We start from the raw sequence: 20,062 nt of genomic DNA, 5'->3' as shown, positions 1-20,062 counted from the left end.
GCCACCGCCGGCCCAGAAAGATGTACCCAGAAAAGATATACCCGGGAAGATATATCGGTCTGTTCATTCCTCGGTAACAAAGCATTCCTACGTTGTTTGCAGCGGTAAATTCCATCGCCACAACAAGGACCTGCCCCCGAGGAGACCCCCATGTCGGCACCGACATCCGACAGTGCACCCGCGGCGCATCACAGCGCCGCGGGCGAAAGCGTCATCAAACCCGACTACGATCCCGCACTCACCAACGAGGATCTCGCGCCACTGAAGGAACAGAAGTGGACGTGGTACAACATCTTCGCCTTCTGGATGTCCGACGTACACAGCGTCGGCGGATACGTGTTCGCCGGCAGCCTGTTCGCACTGGGCATCGCTGCATGGCAGGTGCTCATCGTGCTGCTCGTCGGCATCATCGCGGTCAACCTGCTGTGTAACCTCGTCGCGAAACCGTCGCAGCAGGCCGGTGTCCCCTACCCGGTGACCACGCGCGTCGCCTTCGGCATCAAGGGCGCCAACATCCCGGCGATCATCCGCGGTCTCATCGCGGTGGTCTGGTACGGCATCCAAACCTACCTCGCGTCGGTCGCCTTCGGTCTGCTCGCGCTGAAGTTCTGGCCCTCGCTGGAACAGTATGGCGAGGATGGCTCACACTTCTTCCTCGGTCTGTCCGTCGTGGGCTGGGCCGGCTTCATCCTCATGTGGATCCTGCAGGCGTTCGTGTTCTGGAACGGCATGGACACCATCCGCAAGTTCATCGACTTCTGCGGTCCCGCAGTCTATGTCGTGATGATCGCACTGGCCGGCTACCTCATCGTCAAGGCCGGCTGGAGCAATGTGCACTTCGACCTGTCCGAAGGCCCCGGCAAGACCGGCTGGGCGTCGATCACGGCCATGATCAGTGCCTTCGCGCTCGTCGTGTCGTACTTCTCCGGTCCGATGCTCAACTTCGGTGACTTCTCGCGCTACGGCAAGAGTTTCGCCGAGGTCAAGAAGGGCAACTTCTGGGGTCTGCCGGTCAACTTCCTGTTCTTCTCGATCCTCGTCGTCTGCACCGTGTCGGCTGCCGCCACCGTGATCGGCCGTGACCCGGAGACCGGCAAGTTCATCACCGACCCGGTGCACATCGTCGACAAGATCGACAACACCACCGCGGCCGTCCTCGGCGTGCTCACCTTCGCGATCGCCACCATCGGCATCAACATCGTCGCCAACTTCGTGTCGCCAGCATTCGACTTCTCCAACGTCGCACCGACCAAGATCTCTTGGCGCACAGGCGGAATGATCGCGGCAGTCGGTTCGGTCCTCATCACCCCGTGGAACCTGTTCAACAACCCCACCGCCATCCACTACACAATGGACACGCTGGGCGCGGTGATCGGCCCGCTGTTCGGCATCCTCATCGTCGACTTCTACCTCGTCAAGAAGCAGAAAATCGTGGTCGACGACCTGTTCAGCAGCAAGCCGGAGGGCACCTACTTCTACCGCAACGGCTGGAACCCGGTGGCCGTCATCACCGTGATCGCCGCGTCCCTGCTGCCGATCTCGTTCGTCATCTGGGGCACCGTGTACCAAGCGAGCTTCACCTGGTTCATGGGTGCGGGCGCCGGTGCCGTGATCTATTGGGCCGGAATGAAGTTCGCTCCGGCCTCGTTCATCTACGGGGCCCCGAAGGCCACCGCCACCTCCGACATCGAGGTCGCCGCCGACGGCACACCGATGCCGGCAACCTCGATGACCGACACGGTGAGGACCGGCGAAGGCGCGGAGGCCGACACACGGACCGTCGAGGCCGAGGTACCCACCACCTCGTCATGAGTCGGCTGTCATGAGATTCTGTGTCATCAACCCGAATACGACGGCGGCGATGACCGCGGTGATCTCGGCGGCGGCGCGCTCTGTGGCGCGACCCGACGGCGAGATCGTCGCGATCACGTCCCCGATGGGACCGGCCTCCATCGAGAGTCATTACGACGAGGCACTGGCCGTGCCGGGGGTGCTCCGCGCGATCGCGGACAACCCCGGCATGGACGGGTACCTGCTCGCCTGCTTCGGCGACCCAGGACTCGACGCCGCCCGCGAGATCGCCGACGCACCTGTCCTCGGGATCGCCGAGGCCGCATTCCATCTCGCGGCGCCGCTCGGTCGCGGATTCTCGGTCGTCACCACCCTCGGCCGGACGGTCGGACGCGCTGATGATCTGGTGCGGCACTATGGTTTTGCACGACAGTGCCTGGGCATCCACGCGTGCGAGGTCCGGGTGCTCGAACTCGAGTCCAACCCGGACATCGCCGACATCCTGGTCAAGTCATGCCGCGAGGCGTTGCTGACCGACGGCTCGGACGCGATTGTCCTCGGTTGCGCCGGCATGGCCGACCTCGCAAGCCACATCAGCAACGAGATCGGCGCCCCCGTGATCGATGGCGTAGCTGCGGGTGTAGGGATGCTGTCGGCCATGGCGGCCATGGGCCTGCACACCGGTACCGCGTCCGGCGAATTCGCACCACCACCCCCGAAGACCTACACCGGCCCGCTCATCGACTTCGGCCCCCCACTGCGTTGACCGTGCGGCCCCAAACCGTTGACCGTGCATCGCAATTCGTTGACCGTGCGTCGAACCCGCCGTCAGGCGCTGACGTCGAGGTTCGCGATGACCTTGGTCGGTTCGATCCAGACAGCCAACTCGCCGGGCACACCGTTGCGGGCGCCGAACTCGTCGGCGCGGTCGTCACCCATGTATCGGGCACCGCACAACGTCGCGATCCGACGCACTTCACCGAGGTCTTCGCTGACGACCGCACGTCCCTGCACTTGTACGAACGCGAACGGCGGCGCGGGTAGGTCGACCGACAACGTGACCCGCGGATCACGCAGCACTGCACGACCTTTGGCTGTCGTCGCCCCGGTGTTGAAGGCGATTCGATCGCCGTCGAGAACAAACCACACCGGCGCGACGAGCGGTCGGCCGTCGGACGCGGTGAACGCGAGATGCCCGGTGCGGGTCCCGTCGCTCAGGAACGTGCGCACATCGGGGTCATGGAGATCTGCGGCCGCCATCACTCCACGGTACCCGCCAGCAGCGCACCGATGCGACACGCCATCATCATGATGGTGGCGTGTGGTCCGCTGCGTCCGGAGTTCGGCAGGATCGATCCGTCGACGATGCGCAGCCCCTTGGTCCCGTACACGCCACCGAGCCAGTCGGTCCGGACCCCCATCGGCATGCTGCCCCGCGCATGCTGGGAGGTGCCGAACCCGTCGGCGACCGTGATCGAACCGGGCTCGATGACCTCGGCGAACTCCGGAGAACCCAACATGTCCACCACGTCTGCCGCGGCGGACCGCAGGGCGTCGGCCATCGCCGGTTCGACGGCCCCGAAACCCACCGCGACATCGCGCCCTCGCAACCGGAGCGACGCGGGCGAACTCCGCATGGCCGCGACCCCGATCTCGGGTCCGGTCGGCTCCAGTCCTCGAATGTACGACGCGAAATCATCTCGATAACAACGGATCTCCAGCGAATCCTCAGTATGCACCACACTGGGTAGCAGCGGCCCGGGCGTCGCCGGCGAGCCACGGCGATACGTCACCGCCAGGGTGCGGTGCTCGTCGACGGCGAGTTCACGATCGAGGTCGAGTGGCCCCAGTGACGAGCGCAGCAGAATGCCTGCGGTACCGAGCGTCCCCGCGCTCAGGATCACCTCCCCCGCCGACACGGCCGTCGAACCGGCCCGCACCCCGGTGACCACCCGACCGTCCGCCACGATCAACTCGTCCACGTCGCATTTCGTCACGACCCGAAGATTCGGACGCGTCAACGCGGGACGCACGTATGCCTCGGCGGCGGTCATCCGCACGATCCCCGTCCGATTGCCCAGCACCCGGTTGACCCCGACCACGGGCCATCGATCCGCAACCGCGCGCACCGGCACGCGCGACGACCAGTACTCCTCGAAAGCGGATGCGGCATCACCCAATTCATCGTCAGAGACCGGTTCGACGCCCATCGTGCCGCCCGGTGCATCGAGTTCGGCATAGGCGGCCGCGATGTGGTCGATCTCCCACCCCGTCGGCCAGTCGGCGAAGTCGTCGGGATGCCACCGCATGAAGTAACCGCCGTTGACTGCCGACGAGCCACCCAACCCGCTGCCGCGCACGACCCCCAGGCCCTCGCTGTCATGCTGGACGGCAAACGCTGCCCCCGGTTCGATGGGAAGCCGCCGCACGTCGCGGATCTCGACGCCGGGCCAGTCGGCGGGTCCACGTTCGAGGACCACCACCGAGCGTTCGGGATCGCGCGAGAGCCGCTCCGCGAGTACGCATCCGGCACTTCCGGCGCCGACGATCACCACGTCCGCCCCGCGAGGGAGATCAGGGGTCGCCACGGTTATGGGCGCAGCACAGGGCGGAGCGCCCCGACGTCACGACGCTCGACGACGCCCTGCCACAAGCCTGCCCCATAGGCGAGGTCGTCGAGGCGGTGCATCAGCATGTACTTGACCGGGCCGAGCGTCGGTGTCGCGGGATCGGCGATCACCTGCCGCACCCAGGAGACGGCCCCCTCGGCGATCGCCACCTCGATCGCGAGTTTGCGGAATCGGGCGGAGATGATCGCCAGGATCAGCGCGACCGGCCAATAGTGCCGACAGATCGCGCCAGCCGCCTGCAGCAGACCGAATCCGGCGGCGCGGCCGGTCATCTGGGCGGCGACGAGCGGCGCCTGCGGCAAATCGCCGAGACGACGCCGCAACCGAAAGGCGACCTGCGCCAGAATGATCATGGCCAGCGCCGTGCCGATCTTGGTTCGCGTGAGCAGCGCGCCGACCGCGACGGCCATCGGGATCGACATCACGACCGGGGCCGCGCGGTTGCCGTGAAGTTCGGCCAGCCGCGCCGCTCCGGTGCCGTAGTAGCGGCGACGCGACAGCACCGAGCGAAGATCGGTGCGGTGGTCGTGCGACACCCGCGCCACCGGGTCGTAGCGAATCCGCCATCCCGCCTCGTGCATACGCCAACACACATCGACGTCCTCGGCGACCCGGAGCGACTCGTCGAATCCGCAGAACACGTTGCGGCGCACCACCATTGCCGCACTGGGCACATATGCGACGGGAGTCGACGGCACCACCGCGGCCTCGTCGGGGCCCATGTCGAGCGACGACCAGCCGTTCTCGTACCGCTCGGCGAGACCCGGCCCGGAGTCGTTCCCATGCGCCTGCGACCAGTTCAAACCCACGATGCGCGGCGCCACCACGGCGACCGACGGATCGGAGAAGTGCCCGAGCAGCACGGTCAGCCAGTCGGCACTGGGCACCACATCGGAATCGAGGAACGCAACGAATTCGGTGGTCGCCATCGCGGCGCCGACGTTGCGCGCGGCCGACGGTCCGCGGTTGCGCTCAGACCGGATGACCTTGACCGCCGGATCGTTCACGACGATCGGGGTGCGCGATCCATCGTCGACGACGATGACCGGTGTTCCGCTGACCGCGGCGAGCAGCCGGTCGACGCCGGCCTGGTTGTCGCGGACCGGGACGACGATGGTGACCTCATGCGCCTGCGGTCCGAACATCGGCCGCGGGTTGGCGATTCCGGAATCGAGCAGGGATCGGGCCAGGCGACGGGTTGCGTTGTCGCACACCGCTATCCGACCGTCGTCCGACGTCATCCCCAACGCCGCGTCGGACATGCGCAGCAATCGCGTCGGCGAACCGCCCACGAGATAGCGGAGGTCGCCGTGACGTGCGCAGCGCATGTCGATCTGCACCTGGAAGCCGTCCGGCAGGCAGGTCTGAGCCGGCGCCGCCTCGATCGACTGCTCGACGGCGGTCATCTCAGGCGCCCGTCGTCGGCGACCTGCCAGGCATCGACGGCCGCACTGCACACCTCGACCATCGCGTCGAGCAACCGGCCACCTTCGGCAGCGGTGGCATCGCTCGGATCGCCGAGCACCCCATTGGGGCTGACCGCGGCCACTCCACCCTCCCGCATGGCCGGCAGGAGCGTGGCCACCGCAGCACAGTTGCCCGGTTCGCTGCGGTCAGACCGGACGAGTTCCGGCGAAAGATGCAGCAGCGCAGATGTTTCGGTGAATCCGGCGTGCGCGTCGGCACTCGGGAACGCGCACGGGAACCACGCTACGTCACGCCCCTCGTAGCGGAGCCTGGCGACCGCGGACCGCAGCGTCGGCCCGTTGCCACCATGTCCGTTGACGAAGAGAAGCCGGTCGGCCCACCGGCATGCGCTGCGCCCGTATTCCAACAACACCTGATACAAAGCCTCGTGGCCGATCGAGATCGTGCCGGCAAAACCCTCGTGCTCACCGCTGGCGCCGTAGGCGAGTTCGGGGGCACGAAACACCGTTCCGGATTCGGCGTGCACGCGCGCGGTGACCGCCGACGCGATACGGGTGTCGGTGTCGAGCGGAAGGTGCGGACCGTGCTGCTCGAGGGCCCCGAGCGGAACCAGCAGCGTGATGGACGGTCCGAGATCTGGCCAACTCTGTTGCCCCAACGCCGACGGTCCCGTCATTCGATCCATGCTAGCGAGACGCTGGTTGGGGCGGAACCGCGTCGCGACAAAAAGTGTGCCCGATTCCGGACTTGAGCCGATCCGCCAACCCACATCCGGACCACTTTGACGAGCGTTCGATCGGTTGTGGGATGCTATGTCACAGCGTGACGCCCGACACAGCGGGCACGAGATGGGGAGCGAGAGGACACTATGACGACGCCGGCACCGCACCACAGCGGAAAGAACGGACCGCTCAGCGCAATCCGGGTGATCGAATTCGCCGGGATCGGACCGGGCCCGCACGCGGCCATGATGCTGGCCGACCTGGGCGCCGACGTGATCCGGGTCCAGCGCCCCGGCTCGCTGCCCCAGGAGGGACGCAACGCGGACGCGCTGCTGCGCGGGCGCCGCGTGGTGGAGGCAAACCTCAAGGACCCGGCAGATCGGGAGACCATCCTCGGCCTGGTCGCCAAGGCTGACGTCATCATCGAGGGTTTTCGCCCGGGGGTCATGGAACGCCTCGGCTTTGGTCCCGCCGACCTCGAAGCCGTCAATTCGGGTCTCGTCTACGGCCGCATGACCGGCTGGGGGCAGGACGGTCCGCGGGCCAATCTCGCCGGACATGACATCAACTACATCTCTCTCACCGGGATGCTGCACGCGATCGGCCGCAAGGGCGAACGGCCCGTTCCGCCGTTGAACCTCGCCGGCGACTTCGGCGGCGGATCGATGTTCCTCGTCATGGGTGTGCTCGCGGCCCTCCTCGAACGCCAGACGTCGGGCCGCGGACAGGTGGTCGACGCCGCCATGGTCGACGGCGCTTCCGTTCTGGGCCAGATGATGTGGGCCTTCCGCGGCACCGGCTTGTGGAGCGACGTGCGCGGCGTCAACCTGCTCGACACCGGCGCACCGTACTACGAGGTGTACGAGACCTCCGACGGCAAGTACATGGCCGTGGGCGCGATCGAACCGCAGTTCTATGCGGAGTTGCTCAAGGGTCTCGGCCTCGACGGCGCCGACCTGCCCGACCAGAACGACATCGCCAACTGGGGCAAGCTCAAGGACGTCTTCACCGAGACCTTCAAGTCGCGCACGCGCGACGAGTGGGCCAAGATCTTCGACGGCACCGATGCCTGCACGTCCCCTGTGCTCACCTTCGCCGAGGCGCCCGAGGACGCGCACATGGCGGCGCGGTCGAATCTCGTGGAGATCGACGGCGTGGTGCAGGCGCAGGTCGCCCCGCGATTCTCCCGTACCCAGCCGGAGACCCCGCAGGGGCCCACCCGCACCGCGACCGACCCGTCGACCCTCTGGGCGGACTGAGCACTCCGTCGGCTCGGCCCACCCGAGGCATCCCCGCCGGCTGGGTGCGAGGAGAGTGGTCGCAGTCGCGAGGACTGGGGAGATTCAGTCGACGGTCAGTATGATCCTGGGCTGCCTTGAATGCCGCTGCCGCCGCGATCATTTGGTGTGAACTCGGGTCGTGCGCAAGCCCGGAAGCAACCGCCAAGAGTAGGGAGCGGGTGGGACTCTTCGGATCAGCGGCCCATCGTCGGCCTTGCCGACGATCGTGGAGGCGGGAAGAGCGAGCCCGTCCGGAACGGTCCGCGTGAGAGGTCTCCGAGGGCATCTTTCCCTCGGAGGCACGTCACGGCGACCGTTTCGGACATGATGTCGATCGGCCGTCTATCTGGCTCGGCATAGGCACCATCGGCCTGCAGGTCCATCCCCAAGAAAGTAGGGGAAGAAACTCTTCCCCTACCCTTGGAGTCCTCCCCGCGAATTTTCCGGGGGACGACTCCAAACTTCGCGGAAGAAACTTCCTCCCCTAGTTTTGGTGGGTCGGCCGCGGGGGCGGCGGCGGTCCACTCAGACCTTGGAGTGCCCCATGTCGATCTGGAACTCGGCACCGGTGATCGCCTTGGCGCCGTCGGAGGCGAGGTAGAGCACGGCGTCGGAGATCTCGTCGGTGGAGGCCACCGGGTGATAGTCCAGCATCGACGGGAAATACCGCTCCGCCCAAGGGGTCTCGAACGCCTTGAGCGCTTCGGTGTCGGCCACTCCCATCGGGGTGTCGACGGCATACGGGTGGATCGAGTTGACGCGGATGCGGTAGCGGCCGAGTTCTTTGGCGGCGGTCTGGGCGAGTCCGCGGACGCCGTACTTGGATGCCGCGTACGACGCCTGCAGCGGCATCGCCTTGAGGCCGGCAACCGAACTGATGACGGTGATCGACCCCCCATTGCGCGCCTCGATCATGCCCGGGATGGTCGCCTTCAGGGTCTTCCACGTGCCGACGAGATTGACGTCGACGACGTCGGTGAACTGCTCCTCGGTCAGTTCCCACACCGCACCCCAGGTGAGGATACCGGCGTTGGCGACGACGTGATCGATCCGCCCGAACTGCTCCAAGGCGTCGGCCACCAGTTGCTGCTGGAAGGCCAGGTCGCGTGTATCGCCTTGTCGGGCAAGGATCTTGCCGCCGACGCCTTCGACCAGACTGACGGTCTCGGCCAACTCGTCGGCCGACGCGGCCGGGTAGGTGGCGTGGTCGATCACCGGCCCGGCGATGTCGAGACCGACGATCGCCGCGCCTTCACGTGCAAAACGAATCGCGTGATTACGGCCCTGACCGCGCGCCAGGCCGGTGATGTAGACGACCTTGCCGTCGAACTGTCCCATGCCAGAACTGTAACACGTTCTAGTTCTGGCGGAAGGCCGGTTTCCCTCAGGCGTGACCGAACGAACGGGTGAAGTCGTCGGGGATGATCAGGTCGTCGCGCGACAACTCGTGAACGCTCTTGTGGCCCAAGCCCATCACCACTCCGTCGAGGCCCATGCGGAGCAGGTCGAGGACGTTCTCGACGCCGGCCTGGCCGTTCGCGGCGAGCCCCCACAGGTAGGCGCGGCCGACCATCACCGCACGCGCACCGAGGGCGAGTGCCTTCGCGACGTCGCTGCCGCGTCGGATGCCGCCGTCGAGCAGCACCTCGATGTCGTTGCCCACCGCGTCGGCGATGTCGGGCAGCAGACGGATCGTCGCCGGGGTGCCGTCGAGGTTGTTGCCGCCGTGATTGGACACCGAGAGCGCCGTCGCGCCGATGTCGACCGCACGCTTGGCATCGTCGAGACGCGTGATGCCCTTGACCATGAACGGGCCGTCGCCCCACTGTTCACGCAGCCATGCCAGGTCTTCCCACGTCGGCGGAGGAGTACCCATCCATTCGCCGTACGCGCCGAAGAACGTCGGACCGGGCACGCCCTGCGGCGTCAGGTTGGGTGCGGTGAGATCCGGGATGGTCACCTTGCCACCCTTGACCCAGTCGAGCGCATAGCGCGGCTTCACCGCGATCTCCGGCGCCAGACGCAGCAGTGCCTTGAAGTCGACCTTCTCGGGGATCTCCGGGCTGCCCCAGTCACGTCCGATGTTGAACACCCAGTCGGTGGTGACGATGATGCCCTTGGCGCCCGCGGCCCGTGCGCGCTCCACACGAGCTGCCATGTCCTCGCGCGAGCCGAGCCAGTAGAGCTGGAAGAGGATCTTGTCGTTGACCGCGGTCACCTCCTCGATGGGGTGCGACGCGAAGCTCGACAGCCCCATCGCGGTACCGCGCGCTGCGGCGGCCCGCGCAACCGCGACCTCCCCGTCCGGATCGACGGCCTGCACACCCGTCGGTGAGATCATCACCGGGAACGAGAGTTCCTGTCCCAGTACCGAAGTGGACAGATCACGATCCGGCTGCGCGCCGACCACATGCGGGGCCCATTGCAGTTCGCCAAAAGCGTTGACGTTGTCGCCCAACGTCACACCGGCCTGTGTGCCGGCGATCAGCGACGCGTACACCGACTTCGGCAGCCGCTTCTTGGCCCGACGCTGGGCCTCGGTGACGGTCTCGAACCAGGGATTTCTTGCCCAGGGGTTGGCAGCCATAACTCAGGTTCCTACTCAATCTTCATCTCGGCGGCCGCGTTAGGGCGGCCGGTGACGCTGGTGTGGGATTGCGCCAGCTCGCTCTTACATTCCGGCGGGCGAGAACCCGGCCAGCGGGTTCTCGTCGCAGCTCTTGGACGGCGGTGCGCCGATCGGCAGCAGCACCCCGTCGGACTTGCGGGTCATCAACGTCAGCGGAGTGCCGCGCGAATGATCCTTGTTGGCAGTGGGTTTGGTGCGGTCACCGGCCAGCAGCTGCTCGCCGTAGCCCTGCACGCACTCCGGGTCGGGCCCGGCGAGCGGGAGTCCGGTGAAGAACTTGGCCGCCATGCAACCGCCCCGGCAGGCGTCGAAGTGCGCGCACTTGGTGCAGGCACCGGCGTTCTGCGGTTCGCGCAGTTCGGTGAACAGGTCCGAGCGCTGCCAGATCTCCTGGAAGCCGCCGTCGCTGAGGATGTTTCCGGCGAGGAAGTTCTCGTGGATCGCGAACGGGCATGCGTAGACGTCGCCGACCGGGTCGATCAGACACACGACGCGACCGGCTCCGCACAGGTTCAGTCCGGGCAGGCCGCTGCCGCCTCCGGTCGAGAAGGCCGAGAGATGGAAGAACGAGTCGCCGGTGAGGACCCGATCACCATGCGCGACAAGCCAGTTGTACAGTTCGCGCTGCTGCTGCGGCAGTGGGTGCAGGTCGTCCCAGACGTCGGCGCCGCGACCCGACGGCCGCAGACGCGTGATGCGCAGCGTCGCGTTGTAGCGGTCGGCGAGCGCCTTGAACTCGTCGAGCTGCGCGACGTTCTGCCGCGTCATGACGACGCTGATCTTCGCATCCTTGAACCCTGCCTCGTGCAGGTTCTCCAGCGCGCGGACGGCCATGTCGAAGGAACCGGGGCCGCGCACCGCGTCGTTGACCTCGGCGGTCGCGCCGTCGAGCGAGATCTGCACGTCGACGTAGTCGGAGGCGGCCAGCCGTGCGGCCACCTTCTTGTCGATGCGCAGCCCGTTGGTGGAGAACTTGACACCGACCTGATGGCTGGTCGCGTAGTCGACGAGCTCCCAGAAGTCCGGTCGCACAGTCGGTTCGCCACCGCCGATGTTCACGTAGAACACCTGCATCCGCTGCAACTCGTCGATGATCGCCTTGCACTGCTCGGTGGACAGCTCGCGCGGATCGCGCTTGCCCGACGACGACAGGCAGTGCACGCACGCCAGGTTGCAGGCGTAGGTCAACTCCCACGTCAGACAGATCGGCGCGTCGAGTCCGCGTTCGAACTGGTCGACGAGGCGTCCCACCTTGGGCGGTGCGGACTGTTCGGGGGCCACGAGTGCGGTTGTGGCGGGCGGCATCTCGAGCGTGGTCATCGCGGCGAGTCCTCCTGGTACTGGGCTGTCGGGGTGGGCTGTGGGTGTTGCGAGTCGGTCAGACGGTGCGGCGGATGATCATCCCGGACTCCGCGAGCGCCCCGAGCGCCTGCAGGTACAGAGGACGCTGCGCCGGGGTGATCCCGGCGGCGAGCATCGCCGCCTCGGCACTGTCGACGTCACGCAGGGACTGCACGATGTCGACGACCGTGAGGTTCTTCAGGAACGAGAGCTTGCGCGTACCGAAGTGGTACAGCAGCGCCCCGAAGGGTTCCGGCCGCAGCGCGACTTTGGGATTGAGTTCCCACGCGTCGAGAGTGTCGAATACTGGAGCGTCTGGGGCATCCGCGCCCCCGGCGACCGCGCTGCGATCGCCGGGAGCGGGATTCGATGTCGGGGCTGACATCAGTAGACCCCGCACATCCCGTCGATCGACACTTCTTCGACGAGGGATTCGCCCACGAGTTCGGTCTCGGCATCTGCGGGCACCGAGAACTCCTGCGCGGACTTGGCTGACTGATCGGCCATGATCCAGACCTCCTGATAATCGAGTAGTGATGTGGATCACCGCATACTATAATGGCACTCGGTGCAAGAAACCAGCCCAGACCGGAAACTACCCAGACGGACAGGTGCTCGATGACCCGATCCGACAGCCCCGCCACCGTCGGACGCAGGACGCCCGCCGGTCGCCGACCGCTGACGTCGCGTGCGCAGATCAGTGCGATTGCCATCGACCTGTTCGCCGAACGGGGCTTCGACGAGACCAGCGTCGACGACATCGCCGAGGCGGCCGGCATCGCCCGCCGCACCCTGTTTCGCTACTACCCGTCGAAGAACGCCGTCCCCTGGGGCGACTTCGACGCCCACCTCGACGAGATGCGCGCCCTGCTCGCGCACATCCCCACCGAATTGCCCATCGCCGACGCGCTTCTCGAGGCCCTGGTGTCGTTCAACCGGGTCCCACCGGCTGAACAGGACAGCCATCGCCGCCGTATGGCATTGCTGCTCGGCGTCCCGGCCCTGCAAGCACATTCGATGCTGATGTACGCGGACTGGCGTCACGTCATCGCCGAGTTCTGCGCCACCCGCCTCGGCGTCTCCGAGCACGATCATCTCCCGCAGACCATCGGCTGGCTGTGTCTGGGCGCCGCACTGGCCGCCTACGAGCAATGGCTCGCCGATCCGAACTCCGACCTGGAGAGACTCATCGCCGAAGGCGGACGTACCCTGGCCCAAGGAGTGGGCGCCCTGTCGTGACCGCGCGGCATGGACTAGACTCGAATTAGAACATGTTCTAGTTTCTTCTCATGAGTGCGGAGAAATGGTGAGATGACCGACCTGACAACCCACGGCTCACGCAGCGTGATCCTGACCGTCGCCGAGGTCATCGACGAGACGGACGACGCGAAATCCATCGTGTTCGACCTCCCGGACACGGCGTCGGACCAGTTCGTCGCGTACAAGCCCGGACAATTCCTCACCCTGCGTATCCCGAGCGACCAGACGGGTTCGGTCGCCCGGTGCTACTCCCTCGCGTCGTCGCCGTCGACCGACAAACTTCCGAAGGTCACCGTCAAGCGCACCGTGGACGGCTACGGATCGAACTGGGTCTGCGACAACCTCACTGCCGGCTCGCAGATGGAGGTACTGCCCCCGTCGGGCGTGTTCACCCCGAAGACCTTCGACGAGCCGCTGCTGCTGATCGCCGCCGGAAGCGGTGTGACGCCGGTGATGTCGATCCTCAAGACGGCGCTCGCCACCAGCGACTCGCCAGTTGTGTTCTTCTACGCCAACCGCACCGCCGACGACGTCATCTTCGCCGCCGAATTGCGCTCGCTCGCCGAAGCGCACGCCGACCGTCTGACCCTGATCCACTGGCTGGAAACGCTGCAGGGCCTGCCCTCCGCACGCGCCCTGGCAACGCTGTTCGGTCCGTTCGCCGACAAGCATGTCGCCTACATCTGCGGCCCGGGACCGTTCATGGATGCCGTGCACAAGGGGCTGGCCGACGCGGCTTTCCCGCACCACAACGTGCACACCGAGGTCTACAACTCGCTGTCGGGAGATCCGTTTGCCGACGTCGTCCTCGACGAGGTGTCCGAGGACGAGCAAGCCGAGGCGGCCACCGTCGACGTCGATCTCGACGGCGAGACCCACACGCTGAGTTGGCCCCGCAAACGCACACTCATCGACATCATGCTGGCCGCAGGCCTCGACGCCCCCTACTCGTGCCAAGAGGGCGAGTGTGGCTCGTGTGCGTGCACCCTCACGGAGGGTACGGTCGAGATGGACAATCCGGGAGCGCTGGATCCGGAGGACATCGAGGACGGTTACATCCTGGGCTGCCAGGCACGCCCCACCTCTGATTCACTCAAGATCGAATTCTGAACCAGCACAACAACTCCGGGCCGAATACGACCAGGACGGCAAACACAATGTCAGTGCTCGCACGCATCGGAAAGTACACGCCCGAACAACTGGCCCGCGCCTTGGCCGGCATGCTGATGACCATCGGGGTCCTGCATTTCGTCGCGCCCAAACCCTTCGACGAGATCATCCCCGAGGAGATCCCGGCCGACCCCCGGACACTCACCTACGCATCGGGCGTTGCCGAGGTCGCCATCGGTGCCGGTCTGCTAGCGCCGCAGACGCGCAAGGCCTCGGGCTGGTTGGCAGCCGCACTCTTTCTCGCGGTCTACCCGGCGAACATCAACATGGTGCGCCTCTGGTGGGACAAGCCGTTGCCGTACAAGGTGATTGCCATCGCCCGACTCCCCTTCCAGATCCCGATGATCGTCGCCGCGCTCAAGGTCGCACGGTCCTGAGACTTCAGCGCAACGACCGGTAGTACGTGCGCCGCTGTGGCGGCAGGTGCTCGATCGCGTAACTCAGTGCGGTCCGACCCATCTGCGCCGCATGATCCTCCAGGTAACCGGTGAGGGTGTCGGAGTCGACGCGTTTGCCGATTTCGCGCAGCATCCATCCGAAGGCCTTCTGCACCAGATCACGGCGGTCGTCGATCACCAGTGGCGCGACCGCCAGCGTCGCAGTGGCGTCGCCGTGTTTGATGAACGCGAAGGTGCCGATGATGCCGACGCGCCGCCGCCACAGATCCTGCTGCGCTGCGAGTTCGACGAGGGGTTTCCGGTCGTCGCGGGCATGCAGATATTCACCCAGAATGGGGTCCGCCGACGAGTCGACGAGGTCCCAGTTGTTCACGCGACCGCGGTCGACGGCCGCGAGGTACAGTTCGATCCACCGTTCGCGCGCGGCGTCGTCGGCGGCACGGTCGAACTCGGCGCGCAGGCAGAACAGCGCGATCAGGCGGTGCTCATGCACCGGTGACGCCAGCAGCTCGACGATGGCGTCGGCACCGATCCCCCTGAACTGCTTCGCGATTCGACGCTGCAGCGGGACCGTGAGGCCGATGAACTCGTCCCCCTCGCCGTATCCGCCGGGCTTTGCCTGGAAGAATCGCGCCGAGTTCACGGCACGCTCTGGGTCGGCCTGCGCGGCGGCCGCGGCCATCACCGCTGCCGCAGTCGCCACCGGCCGGTCATTCATCCGGCCGCTCAGATCACCTCGGAGATGGGTGTGCGGGTTTGCAGTTTCGGACGCGTCTTCATGACCGCACCGACCTTGCCCGCACCGATCACGGCGGTGAGGTACCCATCGCGGCTGTAGTAGGCGAGGAACTTCTTGCCGTCGTCGGACGCGATGTGCAGGTCGTCGTCGGCGCGCGGGCTGCCGAGAACCTGGATCTTCAGGTCGAACTGATCGCTCCAGAAGTACGGCACCGACGCGGTGACGGCATCACCGCCGACGATCTGGTGGGCGACGATCGATGCCTGCTCGACGGTGTGATTCCAATGTTCCACCCGCTTCGGCTTACCGCTGTCGTCGAGCCAGTTGGCCACGTCGCCGATCGCGAACACGTCGGCTGCGCTCGTGTGTCCGGTTGTATCACAGGCAATTCCGCCGCCATCCTCCCGTGCCGCCAGGGCAATGCCCGACCCATCGAGGTAGTCGGTGACCGGCGTCGACCCGATTCCCACGACGACGATGTCTGCTGCGAGTTCGGTGCCGTCGGAGAGCTTCACTGCGCGCACCTTCCCCGCGTCGGCGATGAGCTCCGAGACACCCACCCCCGCGTGGACGTCGATGCCGTTGTCGGTGTGCAGACGTGCGACCAGCGCGCCGATCTGCGTGCCGAGCGCTGCGGCGAGCGGCGTCTGCGCCGGTTCGACGAGGCTGACCGACAGGCCGCGGGTGAACAGACTCGCTGCAACCTCACACCCGATGAACCCGGCGCCGATCACGACTGCGGTTTGGGCCGCATCGATCTCACTGCGCAGGGCCACCGCGTCGTCGTAGGTACGCAGCAGGTGCACTCCGGCCAGATCGGGGTCGGCGCCTGGAAATGCACGGGGCGCGAGCCCGGTGGCGAGGACAAGCGTGTCGTACCGCAGAGTTTCGCTGTGCGCCGGATCGTCGGGCCGTTCGATGGTCACGGTCTTGTCGTCGGGCGCGATGGCGGTGACACGCTCACCGAGTCGCAGTTCGATGCCGTGCTCGCCGTAGAAGTCCCCCGGCTTCAGGTCGACGCGGTCGTCCTTGCCCAACAGGACGGATTTGGACAGCGGGGGGCGGTCGTAGGGTGGGTGCGCCTCGGCGCCGATGAGCGTGATCGATTCCACGTACCCGTTTGTGCGGAGGTTCTCCGCAAGACGGATCGCGCCGAGTCCGGCTCCCACCACGACCACGCCGGCCGATGATTCACTCAACAATCTCTCCTCAGCGGGTGATGTCCCATGTGTGACGTCGCTCACATGGTGATGTCACCGACCGGTTGAAGGTCGGCGAGCAGCCAATTCCCGTCGACCTTACGCATAGTCGCCCACCTTGCGGAAGGGGTTGTCCCACTCCGTTGATCGGCGCCTTGCGCGGGTGCGTCGGCACGGTGTAGCTGCTGATCGACGAACACCAGGACCCGCGCGGTGTCCCCCGGCGAACCGTGAAGTCCGACGCCGACCACACGTGCCGACACGGCAACTCCGGCCTCGATCGCACCGGCTGCGATGACCCCGTATCCGCGCGCGCGAAAATCCAGCGCGATCGGATCGGTCAGCAGCGACGCGGTGTGCCGGGTCTGATCCGCGGTGGTGCCGGGGCCGAAGTTCAGGAGCGCGGTGACGGCCGATTCGGTGGAGCGCAGGATGTCGGCCCGTTCGGTATCGGACACGCCCCGATCGGCGCGTAGAACACCGACCCACCCGGCCAGCGCCACACCAAGTGCGAGCACCACGACGATCGCTGCGTACGCCGCCCGCCTGCGCTGTTGACGAGTCAGTCGGCGCGAACCCACCAGAGAACCGTGCTTCATCTACAGGGCCCTCGCGTCGGCGACCCGCCACCCGTCGGCGGTCCGGATCATGGTGAGTGCCACGGTGATCCGCTGAGCGGTCACATCGCGGGACGGCGATGGCGCCCCGCCCCCGAGCAATGCCGGATTGGTCGCGTCGGCGACAGTGAGGACGTCTGCTCGCGCGCCGTCGGCCGGATCGTCGGGTGGGTCGCTGACGAGTCCGCTCGAAATCACCTGTCCCACACTCGGACCGGACTGCTTGCCGACCTCCGCTGCGATGGCGTCGCGCAGTCCTTCGAGCCTCTCGCGCCGCGCCCCGGCGCTCACGTCGAGCACCTTGTCGACATACGCCTGCGGATCGGCCGGATCTGCCGACAGCATGGCGACCACCGCCGCGTCGGCAGCACCGATGACCGCCGCCCGCTCGTCGTCCAGGGCGTCGGCGGACCGCACCTGCACTCCGAGGATCACCGACGCAACCATTAGCCCGACGACGACCACGACCGCGCCCGCCATCGTCATCCAGAACCAACGCGAACGACGACGCGCGCGGTCGAGGAGCGCCGGCGCAGCCTCAATGCGGGCGGTACGCGCCCCACGGGTCGCCTCCTGCACGCGCTGGATCCCGCGCTCGACGCGGACGGATGCAGCATCAGAACTCTTGTCGCTGTTGCTCATCCGACGATGTCCGCCCGGTCCAGGAGCCAGTGGTCTGCGTGTTTCACGAAGTGGGTGAGCACGGTCTGCCGGGTCGGCGCCGGGTCTGGTGCCGCCTGGGTGCGGGTCGTGACCGCAACTCGGATCAGCACCTCACCGTCCCCTTCTCCGACGCGCACCAGACCGACCGTCTCCGGGCGCCACACCACAGAGACCACGGGCTCTGTCGGCGCCCGATTCAGCTGTGCACCATAACTTTCGGTGAACTCGGGCCCCACCAGGCCACGCGCACGATCTCGGTCGGACTGCCACGTGCGCGTGTCCACCGAGAACACGTCGGCAACGATGCGTCCGGCCTGTGCTCGCAACTCGTCCCGGTTGGCCTCGACGGTGTCGTCGGCGTGGTGAGTGCGCGCGAGCACGCCGACGACGACGCCGAGCGCAACCAGCACGGCCACTGCGATCACGGTCAACAACGCGGCACGTCCGCGGGACACAACTTTCATGGCAGGTACTGCACCGCCGCGAGTTTCAGCTCACCGTCCGCAGGTGTCACCAGCACCCGGAGCCGAAACCGGCGGACCGCTTCCGCTCGCGGATCCGGTTTCGCGGATGCACGGTCGAAGGTGACCGTGGCCGCAACGAGGACCGATGCCGTGTCGTCGGCGCGGCCGGCCACTCCCGTGCCGTCGACCGACGAATGTGTCACCGTCCCGTGGGCCCGCACGAATGCGGTGTAGGCGTCGGCGGATTGGGCGAACTCGTCGTAGAACGCCCCCGTCGCCCCGGACAGAATCCGCCGCACCTGCTGCGGGTCCCGATGGTTCGGCGACAGCAACACGGACACTCGTTCGGCGGCGGCGCTCTCGAAGTCCGCGTCGGTGTAGTGATTGGACGCACGGACCCATGCCGTCACCATGACTGCGGCGAGGGCGACCGCGACCACCACACCGCCGACGACCGCGATCCACCAGACGCGGGACACCGGCGACCGCGTGCCCGCCGCGATCTCCGCTGCGTGCAGCTCGTCGACGGCCTCGGCCAACTCGCGACGAGCTGAGCGGTCCGCCGACAGGAGTTCGGAGGACTGCGACGGCATCGGGCCCTCCTGCCTCGTAGGTCCACCCCCACGTGTCGGTCGTCACACTCCACACTAGTGGTGCACGTTGTCGCACACCGACGCGACCCGACGCGGCCGTTGTCGTCTGCGACGATGTCTATGCTTGCCGTGGGTGCTTCGGTAGCGCGGCAACGGTTTCCCCGTGGCGTCGCGTTTCACACTATGGAGTTCTCAAAGGTCGTGCGCGGAGCGAACTCCGCTGTTCGGGATGGTCACCGGCGGATCTCGACACGGTGCCTCGCCCCTGGGGCTCGGTACCGGCTCGATCAGCGGCAGGGGCGCGAGATCACGTGGTCGGGTTCAGGCGGCGTTGTCGAGTCGCATGGTGCGTCGGTTGTAGGCCGGTAGTGGTCTCCTTTCGGGATCAACGGAGGCCGGCGGGACCAGCCAGGGGTGGCGGTCAGCCCCGAGGACGACGTCCCACCCGTTGTGGTGCACATCGGTATGGCAGGACGGGCAGAGTAGGCACCCGTTGTCCAGGACGGTCTTGCCGCCATCGGCGTGGTGCTTGATGTGGTGCGCGTGGGCCCAGGACGCCGGGGCTCCGCATTTGATGCAGCACCCACCGTCACGCACGATCAACGCTCGACGCAGGTGCGGTGGGAACAGTCGTAGGTTGTCGGTCATCGCGACCGGTACCCCGTCCTGATCGACGGTGATCGCGGTGACCGTCGCATCACACGTCAACAACCGGGCGGTGTCCAGGGTGACGGGTCCGGTGAACGCCATGCTCGCGAGGTCGGGGTTGTCGGCCGGCAACGTGAGCAGCACTTGATGTTTGGGCATCCCGATCAAACCATCACCAGCCGCGGCGGCGTCGAGGATGCGTTCCAACGCTTCGGAGCGGCGGCGGCCGGGCGAGCGGGCGTCGGGGGAGCCGTCGGGTTCGGGGCGGGGCGCGGCCAGGGCGTCGATCATGGTGTGCAGTTTCTCCCCGATCACCGCATCCACATCCCCACGCACCACGACCCGACCGTCACCGTCGGTGGCAACATCAAAGGTGTTGATGTCGCGGTCATCGCGAGCGGGTACCGCGGCAGGAGCATCGTCGGCGACCCGGTTGCCTAGGGTGCGGGCACGGCGGTCGATGTCGGCGGGAGTGGCGCCGGAGAAGGCT

At 66.8% G+C, this 20,062-nt stretch carries 22 protein-coding genes; 6 read left to right on the top strand and 16 right to left on the bottom strand.

What is annotated here, in order from left to right; genetic code table 11:
• The first annotated feature begins 150 nt into the window (after positions 1-150).
• Both MKW15_RS18915 and MKW15_RS18910 read left to right on the top strand, forming a co-directional pair.
• Positions 151-1,812 (top strand): NCS1 family nucleobase:cation symporter-1, encoded by a 1,662-nt coding sequence (locus MKW15_RS18915; protein WP_240860847.1) that lies wholly within the window; start codon positions 151-153, stop codon positions 1,810-1,812.
• Between the two features lie 10 nt (positions 1,813-1,822).
• On the top strand, positions 1,823-2,557 hold the full coding sequence (locus MKW15_RS18910; protein ID WP_240860846.1) for an aspartate/glutamate racemase family protein: 735 nt from the start codon (positions 1,823-1,825) through the stop codon (positions 2,555-2,557).
• A gap of 62 nt (positions 2,558-2,619) precedes the next feature.
• On the opposite strand, the gene MKW15_RS18905 is transcribed toward MKW15_RS18910, so the two are convergent.
• Genes MKW15_RS18905 through mftE form a run of 4 tightly spaced genes read right to left on the bottom strand, consistent with a single transcriptional unit; the run spans position 2,620 to position 6,525 of the window.
• Positions 2,620-3,051 (bottom strand): PPOX class F420-dependent oxidoreductase, encoded by a 432-nt coding sequence (locus MKW15_RS18905; protein WP_240860844.1) that lies wholly within the window; start codon positions 3,049-3,051, stop codon positions 2,620-2,622.
• Positions 3,051-4,385, bottom strand: a complete 1,335-nt coding sequence (mftG, locus tag MKW15_RS18900) for a mycofactocin system GMC family oxidoreductase MftG (protein WP_240860884.1) — start codon at positions 4,383-4,385, stop codon at positions 3,051-3,053. The genes MKW15_RS18905 and mftG overlap by 1 nt, the downstream gene beginning before the upstream one ends.
• Positions 4,382-5,827 (bottom strand): mycofactocin biosynthesis glycosyltransferase MftF, encoded by a 1,446-nt coding sequence (gene mftF, locus MKW15_RS18895; protein ID WP_240860842.1) that lies wholly within the window; start codon positions 5,825-5,827, stop codon positions 4,382-4,384. Before mftF ends, mftG begins: the two co-directional genes overlap by 4 nt.
• Positions 5,824-6,525 carry a mycofactocin biosynthesis peptidyl-dipeptidase MftE gene (mftE, locus tag MKW15_RS18890; RefSeq protein WP_240860840.1) on the bottom strand — a complete coding sequence of 234 codons (702 nt, stop codon included), beginning with the start codon at positions 6,523-6,525 and terminating at the stop codon, positions 5,824-5,826. Before mftE ends, mftF begins: the two co-directional genes overlap by 4 nt.
• 192 nt (positions 6,526-6,717) lie before the next feature.
• Between mftE and MKW15_RS18885 the strand changes: the two genes are divergently transcribed.
• Positions 6,718-7,830 (top strand): CaiB/BaiF CoA transferase family protein, encoded by a 1,113-nt coding sequence (locus MKW15_RS18885; protein WP_240860838.1) that lies wholly within the window; start codon positions 6,718-6,720, stop codon positions 7,828-7,830.
• A gap of 546 nt (positions 7,831-8,376) precedes the next feature.
• On the opposite strand, the gene MKW15_RS18880 is transcribed toward MKW15_RS18885, so the two are convergent.
• The 5 genes from MKW15_RS18880 to mftA form a co-directional block, all read right to left on the bottom strand.
• Positions 8,377-9,189, bottom strand: coding sequence for a mycofactocin-coupled SDR family oxidoreductase (locus tag MKW15_RS18880; protein WP_240860837.1), 813 nt, complete (start codon positions 9,187-9,189; stop codon positions 8,377-8,379).
• Positions 9,190-9,235: 46 nt separating this feature from the next.
• Positions 9,236-10,438 (bottom strand): pre-mycofactocin synthase MftD, encoded by a 1,203-nt coding sequence (gene mftD / locus MKW15_RS18875; protein ID WP_240860836.1) that lies wholly within the window; start codon positions 10,436-10,438, stop codon positions 9,236-9,238.
• 84 nt (positions 10,439-10,522) lie between these two features.
• Positions 10,523-11,800: a mycofactocin radical SAM maturase gene (gene mftC / locus MKW15_RS18870; protein ID WP_240860835.1), complete on the bottom strand. Its 1,278-nt coding sequence runs from the start codon at positions 11,798-11,800 to the stop codon at positions 10,523-10,525.
• A 58-nt stretch (positions 11,801-11,858) separates the two neighbouring features.
• Positions 11,859-12,206: a mycofactocin biosynthesis chaperone MftB gene (gene mftB / locus MKW15_RS18865; RefSeq protein WP_240860834.1), complete on the bottom strand. Its 348-nt coding sequence runs from the start codon at positions 12,204-12,206 to the stop codon at positions 11,859-11,861.
• On the bottom strand, positions 12,206-12,328 hold the full coding sequence (gene mftA, locus MKW15_RS18860) for a mycofactocin precursor MftA (protein ID WP_240860832.1): 123 nt from the start codon (positions 12,326-12,328) through the stop codon (positions 12,206-12,208). The genes mftB and mftA overlap by 1 nt, the downstream gene beginning before the upstream one ends.
• 111 nt (positions 12,329-12,439) lie before the next feature.
• Here mftA and mftR point away from each other — a divergent pair, with 111 nt between their 5' ends.
• The 3 genes from mftR (at position 12,440) to MKW15_RS18845 (ending at position 14,628) form a co-directional block, all read left to right on the top strand.
• Positions 12,440-13,060, top strand: a complete 621-nt coding sequence (gene mftR / locus MKW15_RS18855; RefSeq protein ID WP_240860830.1) for a mycofactocin system transcriptional regulator — start codon at positions 12,440-12,442, stop codon at positions 13,058-13,060.
• 72 nt (positions 13,061-13,132) lie between these two features.
• Positions 13,133-14,191, top strand: a complete 1,059-nt coding sequence (locus MKW15_RS18850; protein WP_240860828.1) for a ferredoxin--NADP reductase — start codon at positions 13,133-13,135, stop codon at positions 14,189-14,191.
• 47 nt (positions 14,192-14,238) lie between these two features.
• Positions 14,239-14,628, top strand: coding sequence for a DoxX family protein (locus MKW15_RS18845; RefSeq protein WP_240860826.1), 390 nt, complete (start codon positions 14,239-14,241; stop codon positions 14,626-14,628).
• A 4-nt stretch (positions 14,629-14,632) separates the two neighbouring features.
• Here the strand turns inward: MKW15_RS18845 and MKW15_RS18840 are convergent, their stop codons facing one another.
• The 7 genes from MKW15_RS18840 to MKW15_RS18810 all read right to left on the bottom strand — a co-directional run.
• Positions 14,633-15,367 carry a DNA alkylation repair protein gene (locus MKW15_RS18840; protein ID WP_240860824.1) on the bottom strand — a complete coding sequence of 245 codons (735 nt, stop codon included), beginning with the start codon at positions 15,365-15,367 and terminating at the stop codon, positions 14,633-14,635.
• Between the two features lie 8 nt (positions 15,368-15,375).
• The gene (locus tag MKW15_RS18835) at positions 15,376-16,587 is read right to left on the bottom strand and encodes an NAD(P)/FAD-dependent oxidoreductase (RefSeq protein ID WP_240860822.1); all 1,212 of its coding nucleotides are present in this window, start codon (positions 16,585-16,587) and stop codon (positions 15,376-15,378) included.
• Between the two features lie 41 nt (positions 16,588-16,628).
• Positions 16,629-17,186 (bottom strand): hypothetical protein, encoded by a 558-nt coding sequence (locus MKW15_RS18830; protein WP_240860820.1) that lies wholly within the window; start codon positions 17,184-17,186, stop codon positions 16,629-16,631.
• Complete coding sequence (locus MKW15_RS18825; RefSeq protein WP_240860818.1) at positions 17,187-17,846, bottom strand: hypothetical protein; 660 nt, start codon at positions 17,844-17,846, stop codon at positions 17,187-17,189.
• Positions 17,843-18,331, bottom strand: a complete 489-nt coding sequence (locus MKW15_RS18820; protein ID WP_240860817.1) for a hypothetical protein — start codon at positions 18,329-18,331, stop codon at positions 17,843-17,845. The genes MKW15_RS18825 and MKW15_RS18820 overlap by 4 nt, the downstream gene beginning before the upstream one ends.
• Positions 18,328-18,924, bottom strand: a complete 597-nt coding sequence (locus tag MKW15_RS18815) for a hypothetical protein (RefSeq protein ID WP_240860815.1) — start codon at positions 18,922-18,924, stop codon at positions 18,328-18,330. The genes MKW15_RS18820 and MKW15_RS18815 overlap by 4 nt, the downstream gene beginning before the upstream one ends.
• Before the next feature lie 321 nt (positions 18,925-19,245).
• Positions 19,246-20,062, bottom strand: an 817-nt coding sequence (locus MKW15_RS18810) for an HNH endonuclease (RefSeq protein WP_240860813.1), incomplete at its 5' end; no start/stop codon positions are given.

The organism is Gordonia gummivorans (assembly GCF_022513585.1).
Lineage (GTDB): Bacteria > Actinomycetota > Actinomycetes > Mycobacteriales > Mycobacteriaceae > Gordonia.
This window is presented reverse-complemented; position numbering and strand designations above follow the sequence as displayed.

Excerpts from the sequence above, each read along its gene's own strand:
- MKW15_RS18915 (WP_240860847.1), top strand. The coding sequence starts at position 151 with ATGTCGGCACCGACATCCGACAGTGCACCCGCGGCGCATCACAGCGCC.
- MKW15_RS18910 (WP_240860846.1), top strand. The coding sequence starts at position 1,823 with ATGAGATTCTGTGTCATCAACCCGAATACGACGGCGGCGATGACCGCG.
- MKW15_RS18905 (WP_240860844.1), bottom strand. The coding sequence starts at position 3,051 with ATGGCGGCCGCAGATCTCCATGACCCCGATGTGCGCACGTTCCTGAGC.
- mftF (WP_240860842.1), bottom strand. The coding sequence starts at position 5,827 with ATGACCGCCGTCGAGCAGTCGATCGAGGCGGCGCCGGCTCAGACCTGC.
- mftE (WP_240860840.1), bottom strand. The coding sequence starts at position 6,525 with ATGACGGGACCGTCGGCGTTGGGGCAACAGAGTTGGCCAGATCTCGGA.
- MKW15_RS18885 (WP_240860838.1), top strand. The coding sequence starts at position 6,718 with ATGACGACGCCGGCACCGCACCACAGCGGAAAGAACGGACCGCTCAGC.
- MKW15_RS18880 (WP_240860837.1), bottom strand. The coding sequence starts at position 9,189 with ATGGGACAGTTCGACGGCAAGGTCGTCTACATCACCGGCCTGGCGCGC.
- mftD (WP_240860836.1), bottom strand. The coding sequence starts at position 10,438 with ATGGCTGCCAACCCCTGGGCAAGAAATCCCTGGTTCGAGACCGTCACC.
- mftC (WP_240860835.1), bottom strand. The coding sequence starts at position 11,800 with ATGACCACGCTCGAGATGCCGCCCGCCACAACCGCACTCGTGGCCCCC.
- mftB (WP_240860834.1), bottom strand. The coding sequence starts at position 12,206 with ATGTCAGCCCCGACATCGAATCCCGCTCCCGGCGATCGCAGCGCGGTC.
- mftA (WP_240860832.1), bottom strand. The coding sequence starts at position 12,328 with ATGGCCGATCAGTCAGCCAAGTCCGCGCAGGAGTTCTCGGTGCCCGCA.
- mftR (WP_240860830.1), top strand. The coding sequence starts at position 12,440 with ATGACCCGATCCGACAGCCCCGCCACCGTCGGACGCAGGACGCCCGCC.
- MKW15_RS18850 (WP_240860828.1), top strand. The coding sequence starts at position 13,133 with ATGACCGACCTGACAACCCACGGCTCACGCAGCGTGATCCTGACCGTC.
- MKW15_RS18845 (WP_240860826.1), top strand. The coding sequence starts at position 14,239 with ATGTCAGTGCTCGCACGCATCGGAAAGTACACGCCCGAACAACTGGCC.
- MKW15_RS18840 (WP_240860824.1), bottom strand. The coding sequence starts at position 15,367 with ATGAATGACCGGCCGGTGGCGACTGCGGCAGCGGTGATGGCCGCGGCC.
- MKW15_RS18830 (WP_240860820.1), bottom strand. The coding sequence starts at position 17,186 with ATGAAGCACGGTTCTCTGGTGGGTTCGCGCCGACTGACTCGTCAACAG.
- MKW15_RS18825 (WP_240860818.1), bottom strand. The coding sequence starts at position 17,846 with ATGAGCAACAGCGACAAGAGTTCTGATGCTGCATCCGTCCGCGTCGAG.
- MKW15_RS18820 (WP_240860817.1), bottom strand. The coding sequence starts at position 18,331 with ATGAAAGTTGTGTCCCGCGGACGTGCCGCGTTGTTGACCGTGATCGCA.
- MKW15_RS18815 (WP_240860815.1), bottom strand. The coding sequence starts at position 18,924 with ATGCCGTCGCAGTCCTCCGAACTCCTGTCGGCGGACCGCTCAGCTCGT.